General features: G+C 44.7%; 15 protein-coding genes and 1 pseudogene. 9 read left to right on the top strand and 7 right to left on the bottom strand.

Annotation, left to right across the window (positions count from 1 at the left end):
* Window positions 1–43 precede the first annotated feature (43 nt).
* The gene (locus tag DXB70_RS14275) at window positions 44–154 is read right to left on the bottom strand and encodes a DUF2200 domain-containing protein (protein WP_147341939.1); all 111 of its coding nucleotides are present in this window, start codon (window positions 152–154) and stop codon (window positions 44–46) included.
* 142 nt (window positions 155–296) lie between these two features.
* Window positions 297–692, bottom strand: coding sequence for a pyridoxamine 5'-phosphate oxidase family protein (locus DXB70_RS01745; protein WP_118481843.1), 396 nt, complete (start codon window positions 690–692; stop codon window positions 297–299).
* 119 nt (window positions 693–811) lie between these two features.
* On the opposite strand from DXB70_RS01745, the gene DXB70_RS01740 reads away from it, so the two are divergent.
* Window positions 812–1,150, top strand: coding sequence for a helix-turn-helix domain-containing protein (locus tag DXB70_RS01740; protein WP_107000743.1), 339 nt, complete (start codon window positions 812–814; stop codon window positions 1,148–1,150).
* A gap of 411 nt (window positions 1,151–1,561) precedes the next feature.
* On the opposite strand, the gene DXB70_RS01735 is transcribed toward DXB70_RS01740, so the two are convergent.
* Complete coding sequence (locus tag DXB70_RS01735) at window positions 1,562–1,876, bottom strand: hypothetical protein (RefSeq protein WP_333489793.1); 315 nt, start codon at window positions 1,874–1,876, stop codon at window positions 1,562–1,564.
* Window positions 1,877–2,325: 449 nt separating this feature from the next.
* Here DXB70_RS01735 and DXB70_RS01725 point away from each other — a divergent pair, with 449 nt between their 5' ends.
* Together DXB70_RS01725 and DXB70_RS01720 are read left to right on the top strand one after the other, a co-directional pair.
* Window positions 2,326–4,086 (top strand): diguanylate cyclase, encoded by a 1,761-nt coding sequence (locus DXB70_RS01725; protein WP_118672539.1) that lies wholly within the window; start codon window positions 2,326–2,328, stop codon window positions 4,084–4,086.
* A 370-nt stretch (window positions 4,087–4,456) separates the two neighbouring features.
* Window positions 4,457–4,747: a hypothetical protein gene (locus DXB70_RS01720; protein ID WP_182429706.1), complete on the top strand. Its 291-nt coding sequence runs from the start codon at window positions 4,457–4,459 to the stop codon at window positions 4,745–4,747.
* On the opposite strand, the gene DXB70_RS01715 is transcribed toward DXB70_RS01720, so the two are convergent.
* A complete protein-coding gene (locus tag DXB70_RS01715) occupies window positions 4,733–5,884 on the bottom strand; it encodes a HAMP domain-containing sensor histidine kinase (RefSeq protein ID WP_107000744.1) in 1,152 nt (383 codons plus the stop codon). The two genes, DXB70_RS01720 and DXB70_RS01715, sit on opposite strands and share 15 nt — an antisense overlap.
* Window positions 5,881–6,558 (bottom strand): response regulator transcription factor, encoded by a 678-nt coding sequence (locus DXB70_RS01710; protein WP_107000745.1) that lies wholly within the window; start codon window positions 6,556–6,558, stop codon window positions 5,881–5,883. Before DXB70_RS01710 ends, DXB70_RS01715 begins: the two co-directional genes overlap by 4 nt.
* Window positions 6,559–6,705: 147 nt before the next feature.
* Between DXB70_RS01710 and DXB70_RS14075 the strand changes: the two genes are divergently transcribed.
* The 4 genes and pseudogenes from DXB70_RS14075 to DXB70_RS01695 form a co-directional block, all read left to right on the top strand.
* Window positions 6,706–6,852 (top strand): CD1871A family CXXC motif-containing protein, encoded by a 147-nt coding sequence (locus DXB70_RS14075; protein WP_181357199.1) that lies wholly within the window; start codon window positions 6,706–6,708, stop codon window positions 6,850–6,852.
* 25 nt (window positions 6,853–6,877) lie between these two features.
* On the top strand, window positions 6,878–7,771 hold the full coding sequence (locus DXB70_RS01705) for a 4Fe-4S binding protein (RefSeq protein ID WP_182426193.1): 894 nt from the start codon (window positions 6,878–6,880) through the stop codon (window positions 7,769–7,771).
* A gap of 11 nt (window positions 7,772–7,782) precedes the next feature.
* Entirely contained in the window at window positions 7,783–8,733 is a 951-nt protein-coding gene (locus tag DXB70_RS01700) for a TlpA disulfide reductase family protein (RefSeq protein WP_182448404.1), read from the top strand.
* Window positions 8,734–8,822: 89 nt separating this feature from the next.
* Window positions 8,823–9,064, top strand: a pseudogene (locus DXB70_RS01695) (peptide-methionine (R)-S-oxide reductase); the annotation flags it as partial.
* 336 nt (window positions 9,065–9,400) lie between these two features.
* Here DXB70_RS01695 and DXB70_RS01685 read toward each other — a convergent pair.
* Both DXB70_RS01685 and DXB70_RS01680 read right to left on the bottom strand, forming a co-directional pair.
* Window positions 9,401–9,538, bottom strand: a complete 138-nt coding sequence (locus DXB70_RS01685) for a hypothetical protein (RefSeq protein WP_243099878.1) — start codon at window positions 9,536–9,538, stop codon at window positions 9,401–9,403.
* A 211-nt stretch (window positions 9,539–9,749) separates the two neighbouring features.
* Window positions 9,750–11,066 carry a hemolysin family protein gene (locus tag DXB70_RS01680; protein WP_107000749.1) on the bottom strand — a complete coding sequence of 439 codons (1,317 nt, stop codon included), beginning with the start codon at window positions 11,064–11,066 and terminating at the stop codon, window positions 9,750–9,752.
* Between the two features lie 636 nt (window positions 11,067–11,702).
* Here DXB70_RS01680 and DXB70_RS01670 point away from each other — a divergent pair.
* Window positions 11,703–13,085 (top strand): helix-turn-helix transcriptional regulator, encoded by a 1,383-nt coding sequence (locus DXB70_RS01670; protein ID WP_118672537.1) that lies wholly within the window; start codon window positions 11,703–11,705, stop codon window positions 13,083–13,085.
* A 26-nt stretch (window positions 13,086–13,111) separates the two neighbouring features.
* Complete coding sequence (locus DXB70_RS14595; RefSeq protein ID WP_333491304.1) at window positions 13,112–13,777, top strand: type I restriction-modification system subunit M N-terminal domain-containing protein; 666 nt, start codon at window positions 13,112–13,114, stop codon at window positions 13,775–13,777.
* The last annotated feature ends 434 nt before the right edge of the window (window positions 13,778–14,211 follow it).

The following is a 14,211-nucleotide window of genomic DNA, read 5'->3' as shown; positions in this document are numbered from 1 at the left end:
ACCACATTCTCTGTCGGTGTGTAATAGGCTGCTTTCCCCTCCCTCATTTGTTTCTCCGCTTGATCTTCTCCATCACTTTGCCCTTAGCCAGCTCATCCACCAGCATGGGATATATTTTTGCAAATGGCATGGCATATACTTTTTCAGTTTCCATTTTCGTTCCTCCCTCAGGTGCGTCTATGTGCAGCGTATACCACGCTTCCGGATAATAAAGAATATGTGCCGCCGCCCGCAGCGCCAAACATCAGCCGGGGAATTTCCAGTCTGACAAACCGTAATGTACATTACTCAAAATTTTACAGATTGATAACCTTCGGTTCTTCTGTGAATGAATAAATAGTTGCGATGACACTTTCAAAAACGAATACCGTCATCAAATTGTCATCAACCGTATACATAGACTGGAGAGCATTTTTATTTGCTTCCATCATGGCTACACGAGCTTCACGGCGAGTATCTTCTTTTACTGCACCTTTCACACGAATCCAAGTACCTTTGTTCATTCCACACATTTCAACTTTTCCATTTACTTTCATCTGGTTGTAAACATCTTTTTTATTATTCGTTACAATATAAAGTTTTCCTTCAAATTCACATACAGCACCAAATGGGCGTACATGTGGCTGGTCTCCTTCTACCGTGGCAAGATAAAAAGTTCCGCATTCCTGCAAATATTTTACTACGTCATTCATTTCAAAATCCTCCTGAAAACAAATTGTATTTTTATTTTTTATGCGTATAATTATATATCATAGGAGAAAACAAACAAGTACGATATTTTACGATACTGGTATCAGAAAGGAACGTATATATGGAAAAGAAAAATCTATTTGGGCTTTGCCCGTATGTGACTTCGCAAAAAGTTTTAACAGGTAAATGGTCTATGTATATTATGTATTTGTTAACAGATGGCCCCATCCGGTTTAATGAATTACAAAGAAAAATGCCAGAAGAAATGACACATACAACGCTATCAAGACAGCTGAAAAAGTTGGAAGAAGAAGGCTTGATTGAACGCATAGAATATCAGCAGATTCCACCAAAAGTAGAATACAAATTAAGTGATATTGGAGAAAAATTCAGGAAAGTACTGAAGGAGTTGGAAATATGGGGAAACGAGTATATTCAATATTTAAACGATAAAGAATGATGAAATATTCTCCTACGAATATGGGTAGCATATAAGCTATTCAGTTTTCAAGGAACATCCGTTTTCGCGTTGGCCTCGTAGGCGCGCTTTGGTTGTCCTTGCAGGACTACCTACGGTTCGTTTTGACTTTTTTAGTGTCCTATGCAGTCGGATTGGGGCAAAAAAATACCCCGTTGGTTTCCCAACGAGGCATCGAAGACGATTCTATTCTGTTTTCTGTAAACTGGTACCCGTTTATCTCCTGGTGACCATTTGAGTCACGGCCAATGTATTAAAAAAGCAAAGCTCATCTCAGCAAATCAGACAAGCTGTATTCTCCTTTGGGGATATTTGCTGTTCTGCGATACTCTTTTATGGCTTTCACCAGGAGCTGTGGGTTACTGAAATACTGCTTCACAAAATCATACGACTTCACATCATGCATCCGAAGATTTGTTTTACAAAATTCGCTTGTTTTTTTCCAGAACGCTTAAACTGATCATATGCTTTACTCAATCGAAATTCCTCTCTGCGAGAATCCAAAATCCGTATCACAGAAATCTGCTCATCAAATCCTTTCCGTAAGTATCGCTCCTCAAATCGTTTAGCACTTCTGCAACGGATAACACATTCTTCCAACATTTCTTCTCTTTTGAAAATCAGAAGATCATTATCAACCAGTATGTCGATAATAGCTTCTTCGGCAGATCCTTCACATATACACGCCTTATATTTTGCTAATTCCATTCTGCTGTAATGCCATTACGGTTTCTTACAATACAAATTCCGTCATTTCGGTCATATTCATCCAGCAGTTCCGGATAATGCGTAGTGAAAATAAGCGTTCCGCCATTCTTGTTCAGTCGGCTGTCCATAAAGAAGCGTAACCGCCATGTTGAATTCCAAAAGAAAAGATGCCATAAAAACAAGCAATCCAACAATCAAACTGTACTTTTTTTTGTTTAGGAGCACTACTTCTCTTTTCCATTGTACGCAAGGAAAACGTTATCAGTACAATGTAAAAACGTTCTATAACTTTTTGGGCAAAATTTATTCAATTTTTTTACTTCCGTGATATAATGCTTAATTATAAAAACATTAGTCAGAGACCCAACTCCCACTGAGACAAATTTGCTATTACTCACCACCTGAAGAGATGGGAGTCTTCTCGACTGAGATAAAACGAGGTGAATCAGGTGAAAAAAAAGACACTTGTGCCTCTTCTCGTTTTTTTAATGGGCATATGCCTTGTTAGTTTAGTCGTATACAACACAGATACTCATGAAAAAGAGCAGAGCCGCACAACAGCACAATTAAATGCAACAACCTATGGAGAACGTATAGAGAATGAGATTATAAATGGAATAGAGATTACAGATGTTCTGAAACAGCTTTTGATCAGCGGAACTGGAGAAATCAATCAATTTGACACAATTGCAAAAAATATTATGTCGGATTCTGTTGAAAGCGTACAGCTTGCTCCGGCTGGTATTGTAACGGATATTTATCCGGCCGATGGAAATGAGGCAGGTAAGATTGATCTGATTCATGATAAAGAACGTGGTGAAATTTCCATATATGCAAGAGATCATCATACAATCGTTACACAGGGACCTTTTGAATTGAAACAGGGTGGATATGGAATTGCTGTCCGCAATCCTATTTATCTGAAAGATGAAAACGGGCAGGAACATTTTTGGGGATTTACCATTGTTATCCTTCGTGTTCCGGATATTTTTTCAGATGCGACAAGTGCGCTTTCGAAATTTGGATATGAATATAGTCTTTCCAAAACGGATAATCCATGGAGTGATAATTATAAAATTATTTATCAGTCAGATCGTCAATTAACGAATCCTGTTTCCTATGACTTTACGATAGGAACGGAGAACTGGAAGTTTGAAGTAATGCCTGAAAATGGCTGGGGAAACAATACATTAATAGCAGTAATCAGTGTTTTCTTTATTGCGATTACCATGCTTTTGGTAACTCTTACCCGGATGTGGCTGGTATCAAAAGAAAATAAAAACAAATTTCAAATACTGGCACACACAGATTCTCTTACAGGTATTTACAATCGCTATGGATTCGATGAACTGGCAGAAAAGATGATTAATAAAAATCCGAAAGCGAAATTTGTGGCTGTACTCCTTGATATTGATGATTTTAAATTTATTAATGATATCTATGGACATGTTTACGGAGACAAAGCATTAAGAAGTCTGGCAGACAGTATGAAAGCTTTTTTCCCGTCTGATGCGTTACTAGGAAGAAATGGTGGAGATGAGTTCTGTATTCTTTTAAAAAATTATTCCTACGAGGATGTAAAAGAGAAGCTACAGCAATTCACTATGGCTCCAAAGACATTTTCATATAAGGGAAAAGAATATCCATTTTATATTTCTCTTGGATATTCGGAATATCCGACATTTGCGTCTAACCGTTCACAGCTTATGCGCTGTGCAGATGCAGCCCTTTACGAAATAAAACTTCATGGAAAAAATGGCTGCATGGCTTATAGGGAAGGACTTGAATTAAGGGTTCGTAAACAACTGGGATTTGCATTTAGGGATATCTCCGAGCACCTTCCAGGAGCATTTATCATATACAGAGCAGACAAAGAAGATGATGAACTCTTTTATGCAAATCAGGAGTTTCTTCATATGGCCGGATATAAAGATATGGATGAACTATTCAGACTTACAAAGAAAAGTTTCAGCAACCTGATACGGGAAGATGAGAAGAAGAAGATAGAAGCAAGCATTTGGAAACAGATTGATAATGGCAATGGAAATGACTATATCCACTTTCATTTACGAAGAGCGGATGGATCGTATCTGTCTGTGCTTGACCATGGGAGAATTGTTGAGAGCCAGCAATATGGCAAAGTATTTTATGTATTGTTCATGGACTGGGAGGATATGAAAAGTCATTACAGTGAAAAATTTTCCGGATAATCGAAGGAAATATTGTAAAAAATATCGTTGTAAATAGAGAAATCCTGCTCATATTCATATATTGAACAGGATTTTTTTTAAATCGCATGTGGAGCTTCTATTTTATTTGCCAAGGTATGATCTGTTTTCGCCAGTGAATTAAGCAATGCCCGCATCTTTGGATCCAGATTCTTTTTCCCATAAAATGCTTCTTCAAAACCCATGATAACTTAGAGGATGACACCCATCAAGGTATCCACCAAGTTAGCCACCAAGATTCTACGCCGTCAGCAGTTATACTGCGCCTAATAAAATTGTGTTAATAGGGTTATTTAAATACAGCAGGTCAGCATGAGCAAAAAGTGGGATTCCAAGCCCGCGCTGGACGAGCATGGTTGCCGTGGAGCGTGAGGACTTTGACCGTCTTTCCACTCTGGCAAAGAAGTACGTTACAGCAGAGAAAAAGGAATCCAAACTGCAAAAGGCGGTGGATGCGGCAAACAAGCTAATTGCAAAGCTCAAGGCTGAGATTGACAGTTTGAAACAGAAAATTTCTGATTATAAGTCTGTCCACAGCAAGCTCCGTGCGGCGGAATTGGAGCGTGAAAATACGGAGAGGGACGCCGCAGGGCGGCAAGCGAAGCAGCGAAAAACGAATAAAAGTGTTTTAGGGCTTCGTTGATTGTTGCGTTGGCAACCCCACCGCAATGGTAGTGCCCTTCTCCGAACTTTTCTCCACCCAAACGGAGCCGCCGTGGAGGTCGGCGATCTCCCATACCAGTGAGAGCCCCAGTCCTGCGCCACCGTATTCCCGGCTGCGAGACTTGTCCACCCGGAAGAAGGGCTGGAAAATACTGCGCTGATACACCTCCGGGATGCCGCAGCCGGTGTCGGAGACGCGGAGCAGGAGCTTTTCCAACTCCTGAGTGACAGAAACCCGTACCGAGCCGCCCGGCCGGTTGTACTTGACAGCATTCTCCGTCAGGTTGAAGATCAGCCGGTAAATCAGTGCATCGCTACCGGTCATAATGCCGTCGCCCTCCGCCGTCAGCGTGACGCCGAGCTTATCTGAGAGCGGCGCAAGATCTGTGAAGATCTCCTCGATCATGGGAGCGAGCTGGATCCGCTCGTTCCGCGCCACCTGCTGCAGATTGCTCATCTCCAGCAGTGTCCTGGTCATCTGTATCAGCCGTTCCGTCTGCTCACGCAAAAGCGTGAGGAACTCCGCCGTCTCCGGTCGCACATCAGGATGCTCCGCGGAAAACAGCTCCAACTGCGCCTGCATTAGTGCCAGTGGCGTGCGCAGCTCGTGGGCGGCGTTGCCGGTGAACTGCCGCTGAGCGGAAAAGGCGTTGTTCAGCCGCTCCAGCATCTGGTTGAACGAGCGGCTCAGCTGCCGGAACTCCGAAATAGCGTCTTCATCGATCCTCATATCGGCAAGATTGTTCAGCTGCACCTGCTCCACCTGCGAGGTAAAGCTGCGCAGGGGCTTGAGAGCGCGTCCGCTGACGAAATAGGCGAGGATGCCGCTGAGCAGCGTTATCGCCGCCGTGATGTACCAGTTGGTGGTGCGGAAGCGCCCCTGCACCCCATCGACAATGATCGTCAGATCCTCGCCAGGGGCTATGAGCTGTGGGTCAAAGCTCGCCGCTCCGCCATCATTCAGGATCACCGTGCCGCCGCCTTGTAAGTTGTCCGCAATGGTGTCCATATAATACACACCGGAGGAGCACAGCAGCAGATTCATGGCCACGCAGGTGACACCGATGAGCAGGACGGACATCAGCGTGATGCGCCACTGCAGGGAAAGCCGCTTCATTCCTCCTCACCTCCCATCAGATAGCCCTCGCCGATGCGGTTGCGGATGGGGTCATAGCCCAGCACGGCGCGGAGCTTTTTGCGCAGGGCGGAGATGTGGACGCGAATGGAATTGCTGAAGCTGTCCACGCTATTGTCCCAAACGTGATCCATCAGCTCCTCCTGACTTACTGGCCTTCCTTGATGCACCATCAGGTATTCCAGGATTCCTGTTTCCTTCCGGGTGAGCGTCAGCGCCTGCCCGTTGACGGTGGCGGTACGGGAGCGGGTGTCAAAGGTCAGTCCTCCGCAGCTTAGCAGCACATCCTGCTGGGTGAACTGCCGCAATGTCAGGCTGCGGATGCGGGCCTCCAGCTCGGCAAGGTGGAAGGGCTTCGCCAGATAGTCGTTCGCCCCGGCGTCCAGCCCCTGCACCTTGTCCTCCACTTCGCTGCGGGCGGAGAGGATCAGCACCCGCGTCTCCCGGTCGGTCTGCCGCAGGGTGCGCAGCACCGTCATGCCGTCCTTTTTCGGCAGATTCAGATCAAGAAGCACCAGATCGTATCGTTCCACGCCCAGAAGCGCCAGCGCTTTTTCCCCGTCATAGCAGTAGTCCACGCTGTAGGCCAGCCGCCGCAGGCTGCGGACGATGGTCTCGCACAGGGCGCGTTCATCTTCAATTACTAAAAGGTGCATGAGAGCCCTCCTTTTTATTTCTTCGTTTTTGTGTTGCTTTCATTATAGCAAAAACAGATAAGGTTTGTGTTAAGTTTTCGTTCTTAACAGAGACTTTAACTCTCCCGCGCTATGATAGGGACAGAAAATCGGAAAGGGTGATGAAAAATGAGCTGCGAGAAAAAGGCAGCGGCGCAGATCGTGCTGCTGATGGCCGGAGCCGCCATGCTGTGCTTCGGTGTCTGGCGGGGCGAGGCGGCGACAGTGCTGAGCAAAGCAATCAAATTATGTCTGGAGTGTGTGGGCATTGGGTAAAAAGTTTTCAGGCGTTTCACAGACCATGTCCCGCTTCCGGGGCTGGATTCAGGCGGGGGCGACGCTGCTGACCAACCTGCATCTGCCGAACTTTCTCAAGGGCGGACTGTATCAGGGGGCGGGGAAGACCGTCTGCGTGCCGGGGCTGAACTGCTACTCCTGTCCGTCGGCGTCCGGGGCCTGCCCCATTGGGGCGTTTCAGGCGGTGGTGGGGTCTTCCAAGTTCAGCTTCTCCTACTATATCATAGGCTTCCTCATTCTGCTGGGCGTGCTGCTGGGGCGCTTTATCTGCGGCTTTCTATGCCCCTTCGGCTGGTTTCAGGAGCTGCTGCACAAAATCCCCACTAAGAAGCTTTCCACAAAGAGGCTGAAACTGCTGGCATACCTGAAATACGCTGTCCTGCTGGTGATGGTTTTCCTGCTACCGGCATTCCTTGTGAACGATGTTGGCATGGGAGACCCGTTCTTCTGCAAATACCTCTGCCCCCAAGGCGTGCTGGAGGGAGCTATCCCGCTGTCCCTTGCCAATTCCGGCATCCGGGCGGCGCTGGGCAAGCTGTTTACATGGAAATTCAGCATCCTGCTGTCGGTGATTGCGCTGAGCGTACTGTTCTACCGACCGTTCTGCAAGTGGCTCTGCCCGCTGGGCGCGTTCTACGCGCTGTTCAACCGGGTGTCCCTCTTCCAGATGAAGGTGGATAAGAATAAGTGCGTTTCCTGCGGGAAATGCGCCAGAGCCTGCAAGATGGATGTGGATGTGACGAAAACGCCCAACCATACCGAGTGCATCCGCTGCGGAATGTGCATCCGCGCCTGTCCGACGAAAGCCGTGTGCTTCCGCTACGGCTTCGGAGACGGTAAAGATAAGGCAAAAGCAGCGGAAACACTACAGACAAACAACACTAACAGGGAGGAATAAAACGAATGAAGATGAATAGGACGAATACTGCCGGCAGAATTCTGGCGCTGCTGCTTACTGCACTGATGGTGCTCTCTCTGGCAGCCTGCGGCACAAAGGGCGGAGACAAAATGGACGGAATGAGTAGCGAACCGAAGAATGCCGAGGAAGCGGTTGCCATGCACAAGGAGCTAATGGCGCAGGAAAATGCCATTCTCTCGGAGAACACAGCGCTTTGGGAAAAAGTTTTCATAGCGGCCGACAAGGGCATGACCATGCAGGAGGACGGCAAAAACTATGGTGAGTTCTTGTTGGACACCATCGAAGATTCCAAAGATCAGTTTACAGAGGATGAGCTGAAGCTGCTCAAGGAGGCGGCAGAGAAGATCCGCGAGATTGAAAACAAGCTGACCATGATAGAGAAAAAGTACCCCGAGGCGGCACAGCAATCTACGGATGGCGCTATGAGCGTGCCCGCGGGCAGCGACATGACCACGCCGCCTGATGACGGCAGTATGCAGAAATTTCCCGTCTTTGAGGGCAAGGACCTGGATGGCAACACGGTGAAGAGCGACGAGCTGTTCTCCGCCAACGCCGTCACCGTGGTGAATTTCTGGTTCACCACCTGCAATCCCTGCGTAGGCGAGCTTTCCGAGCTGGATGCGCTGAACAAGGAACTGGCGGAGAAGGGCGGCTCCCTCATCGGCGTCAACACCTTCACGCTGGACGGCGACGAAACGGCAATTTCCGAGGCGAAGGATGTGCTTGCCAAGAAGGGCGCCACCTATCAGAATGTGTATTTTGACTCCGACGGTGAGGCGGGAAAGTTTACCACCAACATCTTTGCCTATCCCACCACCTATGTGGTCGACCGCAGCGGCAATATCGTGGGTGAACCCATCGTAGGCGCCATCACGGAAAAGAAGCAGGCGGAGACTCTGCAAAAGCTCATCGACCAGACTCTTGCCGCCGATATGGGCTGACAAACGAATTTATCTTCTCCGAAAGGAGGGATACACCATGTATCGGAGAGTATTGCCGCTTCTGCTCACCGCGGTACTGCTGCTGAGCGGCTTTCACAAAGCCCATTGAAGAGCCTGCCGTGGTGGAACTGGAGGACCTGAGCCACGGCATGCGCCGTACAGAGGTCAGAAGCCGTGCCGGAGATTCTCACCTTGGTCATGTGTTCACTGGCGATCCGGAGTCCCCAATGGCGTGCGCTACTGTATCAACAGTGCGGCCCTGCGCTTTGTGCCTTACGCAAAGATGAAAGCAGAGGGTTACGGATATCTTCTGTATCTGTTCGAGGAATGAGTTCGCAAAATACTGTTATGTTTCTTAATATTTTTGCTATCAACATGTTCTCCTGCGGCCTTACGATCTGTCAAATCCATCCATGCTTTTGCCTTAAATGGAATCAAATATGCCGCATCCAAGACAGTCACTCCGTGCTTAAACTCTACGTCCTCATAGGTAACCTTGACTCCAAGAACTTTATCGAGATATTCCATGTCATCACCTGCATTCTTAACTCTTTTTCTGTATTATAACTTTTTTTGAGTTAAGATACAATATTTGAGTTAAGAGCAGTCAAAGATCAACATTATAAAAAATCATTTTCAAAGAAAAAAGCCCGGTGCAGCATGAGCATTACACCCACACTGCACCGGACATTCCATCATCGACTGCTTTGTCTATTTTCTTCTTCCTGCCGCACTTCCTGCTCATGTAGCTGCTCTTTTTCTGCTCGTCCTCTTTCAGGTTTTCCTGCATAATCTTCTGCGCCACAAGCCAATCCTGCATTTCCGATTTGGTCTTGCGGTACTCTGCATGTGTTCGTCCGTCAACGGCAAAATTGGACTTCATGGATTAAACAAATGTGTGTCTCCCTCTTTTTTATCGCAACATCATTCTATCCCTGTTGTATTTGAAAATGTATATGTACTCTTCTGATATATCCCCTTGTTTCTAAAATAATTTTCAAATGCATTTCAAAATTTTATTCTAAAATTTCTATAATTGCATGTTCAACTTGATGTTCTTTTATTTTGTCAATGATTATATGCATATTTTCTATTTCTAATTCTATTTTTGTATCCCCATCCTTTGGTACCATACCAAATTTTTGAAATACAAATCCAGTAAATGTGTCACAATCTTCTGCTGTAAATGTAACACCTATAGCGTCTTCAATATCACTTAATCGTATATTTCCTTTCACTTCCCACTTGTTATCGCTTATTCTTATAATAACAGTTTCTTCTTCCGACGATATTGGTTCAATATCGTTTAAATCGCCAACAATTTCTTCTAATAAATCAAAAAGAGTTACTATTCCAACCACTCCACCATGCTCATCTAATACAATCGCCATAGATTGCTTCGATTGTTTCATATTTTTAAAAAGCACATCTGCTTTTGTAGTTTCCATAACAAAGTATGGTGCAGAAATTGCAGAATCTATAACCATATCCTTACTTTTTTCTTTTAATCTAAAATAGTCTTTTGCATTTAAAATACCAATAACATGATCTATCGAATCTCCACAGACGGGATAAAGGGTATGTCGTGTATTGTGGATCGTTTCATCCCACTCCTTCACATCATCAGACATCCATAATATTGTCACATCTGTTCGATGTGTAGCAATCGTACCAGCCATAATATCATTAAATTCAAAAACATTTTGAATAAACTCTTTTTCTTGATGATCTATTGTTCCTTTTTCACTTCCCGCATCAACAAGCATACGTATTTCTTCTTCACCTACTTGATCTTCCGCTTCATTTGGATCAATACCACAAATCCTCAAGACAATATTTGTTGATATTGAAAGAAATGAAACGATTGGCTTAAATAGGATAGAGATTCCCGTAACCAATCCTGAAATCCCCATTGCCAGTTCTTCAGATTTTTTCATTGCGATTCTCTTTGGAACTAATTCGCCAAAAACCAACGTGAAATATGATAAAATCAATGTAATCAATATAACAGCTATGGTATCTAAAGTAGAACGTGGAATATTCACACCCATCCCAACAACCCAATCAACTAAAGGTTCTGAGAAATTATCTGCTGCAAAAGCACTTCCTAAAAATCCCGACAATGTGATTGCAACCTGAATTGTCGCAAGAAATCGTGCCGGCTCTTGCGTTAATCGTACTAATCTCTTTGCCCGACCATTACCTTGTTCTGCCATTCGTTCTAGCTTTGTTTCATTCATTGATAAAACAGCGATCTCTGCACTCGCAAAAATCGCGTTTAATATAATTAAAATAATCTGCACTACTAAAAGAATAAAAATTGATGTACTCATAAATAAAACCTTTCTACAATAAAATTATCTAAATATCACACTTACTTAAAAGCAACAAAAGACATGGTCTATGTTCCGAATACATAGTCCATGCCTTGCGATATATAAATAAAAATTCTATTGAATTGGTTCGCTTCAGAATCATTATCACTTTCGTCCATGTTAAATATTCCTCCTCTCAAATAGTATTGTAGTACAGTATAACAAAAAGACCTAACATAATCAATTCGAAAAAAGCAAAAGTGTGTTAAATTTATGTAAAACATAAAATCCGATTATTTTTAATTTCTTTGGGAAATTCAATTTTCTTTATCATCACTTAACATCATTTTAAAGTAAAAAGCAAGCCATTTTCAGACTTGCTTTCCACCATATCATCTTCCTTATTGATAAATCATTTCTTTATTCACAATCTCCCTTGCACATGCTTGTATATCACTCATTCTCGTCTAAAACCTCTTTCTTTGTGCGTCTATGCTTTCCCTGCTCATCATAAAACATATTTCGGGTAGCAACCTTTACTTCGGGTTGTTCCAACATTTTCCGTTCACTAAATACCAGATGAATATGATAATTCGTCTTTGCAATGGTATTTTCAATCACACATCGTTGTGTCAATTTTACCAAGGAAGGCTTTTGCCCCAGGTCACGATACCTTTTGAGGAAAAGCCCACAAGTAATCTGCCCGGTGACAATCTGAGGTATTACAGACAGAGAAACTCTCTGACTACCAGACAGCTTGCAGAGCAAATAGATGTTGTACCCGCAACTATCCTGATGTATGAACGAAATAAGCACCCGATCAAAGATTTTGAACATAACCCTATTTCTGATCAGTTGCTGGAAAGTATGGAAGCCAGCAAAAAAATAGCAGATAGTTTAGCGCCCATTCTGGAGCAAGAGGAAAAACTCAAGCGAATCGCAGAAGGTGCTACTGCACACATCCCCAATTTTGAGATTCCGACGCTTGCGTTGGATGCAATTTCAGAACCTTCGCCAGCTATGAAAGCGATTGCTGAACAGAGTAAAGCTATGAAGTTGGCTACCAGCGTAGGTACTGCAATAGATGCCCTACAACACAGTAGTACCATCCAGACTTTAGGAGAACTTGCAATAGTCGCTAATGTCCCCAACTATACTTTCAAGAATCCGCTGCTTGAACAAGCCAATTTAGGGATGACGGCGATGCTCCAGTCTTTCAATAATAGTGCGGTAAAACTACTTGCGGATTCTGTTCATGGAATTATAAGCTCCTTTGGGTCTGCACTTACAGCGACAATTCATTCGCCTGTGATGGATTGGCTTCAGAGCATTGACATCTCTCCAATGCGCTCTGTGTTGGAGAATCTTGCACTGGAACCGGATATTCTTGGGAGATACAAGAAGTTCAATCAAGCGTACTTGACGGCTATGTATGAATGCAAATGGTTCCCCTACGCTGGCTGGGCAGCGGATATTACCATGACAGCGGAAATATCGGACATCCTGGCAACAAGCCGAGGTGCAAGTAAGCGACGAGAAAAGCGTATCGACAAGGTCATTCTCGACTATTACGACAAGAATGAAATCAAATTCATCAAGCGAATATGGAGAGAATCTGATTTAGAACCACATATCAAACGAATTCTGGGACAGGCTCTTGAAGCACATCTCCGTGGTGAATATGCCCTGTGTATTTCCAGCTTGGCAACTATGTGGGAGGGCTTAATCTACATAAAGGCAAACAATGCTACCATGCAGGATCGTCACCGGCAAAGGATGGCGATCACTAAAAAAGAACTGGAAGATCTGATCGAGGCAAACGACTACGACAAGATCTTCAGCGATTATTTTAATACCTTCATTGTTTCTCAGTGCAATAAGGTTGATGATGTGGTTGATGGTGTGCCGAACCGGCATGGCGTTTCTCACAGCTGGTATCACAGCTATCCGAGCAAAAAAGCTTCTCTGAATGCTATTTTGCTTACCGACTTCATAATTGGTCTGGAGCCACTTGAAGGCACCCAGGCCAGTGCATAAAGAAAATACGAATCGAGGTACACACGATGTCTAACGATAAAATCCAAGCGGTAGGAGTAAATATTGCAGAAAAAGCAACGATGATCTGGAATGTGGCAGATATGCTCCGTGGCCCCTTTAAGCCCCATGAGTACGGACTTGTAATCCTTCCTATGACCGTGGTTAAACGTTTCCACGACTGTCTGCTTCCCACCCACGAAGCAGTCTTGGCACAGTATGAAAAGGTCAAGAAGCTGGCCGTCATTGATGGCTTTCTGACCAAGGCTTCCGGTTATCAGTTCTACAATACCAGCAAGTTCACATTTGAAAAGCTGCTGGCTGACCCGGATAACATCGAAGCCAACTTCCGGGACTATCTGGCTGGGTTCTCTCCCAATGTCCAGGATGTTCTGTCCAAATTCGATTTTGACAACATCATCAAGAGAAACAGTATGAATGTCATAATCGGATCCGTTGGCATATCCCATTATTTCGGATGTGTTAGCCCTGTCTATTATGTTTTCAAGGAAACAGAAGATGCTGATTTAAGGTTTATTAGTTACATCTTTAGCACTGTAGGTTTTCAGAAAGAGCTGCGGAAATATGCCAAGGGTATTATGGAAATTCGTTTAAGAATATCCGTATCAGATACACTTAGACGGGTTGTGCCATTACCAAAACTGGAAGAACAAGCCTGCCAGGTATCATGCTGATACAGCACCCAGCAGTGCTTTCTGAAAATATGGTTTCTCTGTACTTTTTCTTATCACCCCAGAGATGTAGGATTTCTCACAGGCGGCAGTGTGCTTCACTGCTCCATTGGAATTTAACCATCCCGCCTTCCTTATGGCCGGACCGCGAATTACGGAAGTATCATTGTCCCTGTCTGGCTTTAGCACCGCCGCCGGTTGCAATCCGGCATTTGCTTCTGCGAAACCGCTATCGCCCCGATGGGCTTCATGGCGTGCAGTCGATGGCTCGACCAAACAGGAATGTACCTGAAGAATGAGTATTCAGTTTTCAAGGGACATCCGGACTTTCGTCCTTACAAAGTAAGTTTAACAAGAATCCTCCGGTTTCGCGTTGGCCTCGTAGGCGCACTTTGGTTGTCCTTGCAGGACTACATATGGTTTGTTTTGATTTTTTC

Source organism: Clostridium sp. OM05-5BH (genome assembly GCF_003481505.1).
Lineage (GTDB): Bacteria > Bacillota > Clostridia > Lachnospirales > Lachnospiraceae > Otoolea > Otoolea fessa.
The sequence above is the reverse complement of the archived record's forward strand: the minus strand, read 5'-3'. Positions and strand labels throughout refer to the sequence as shown.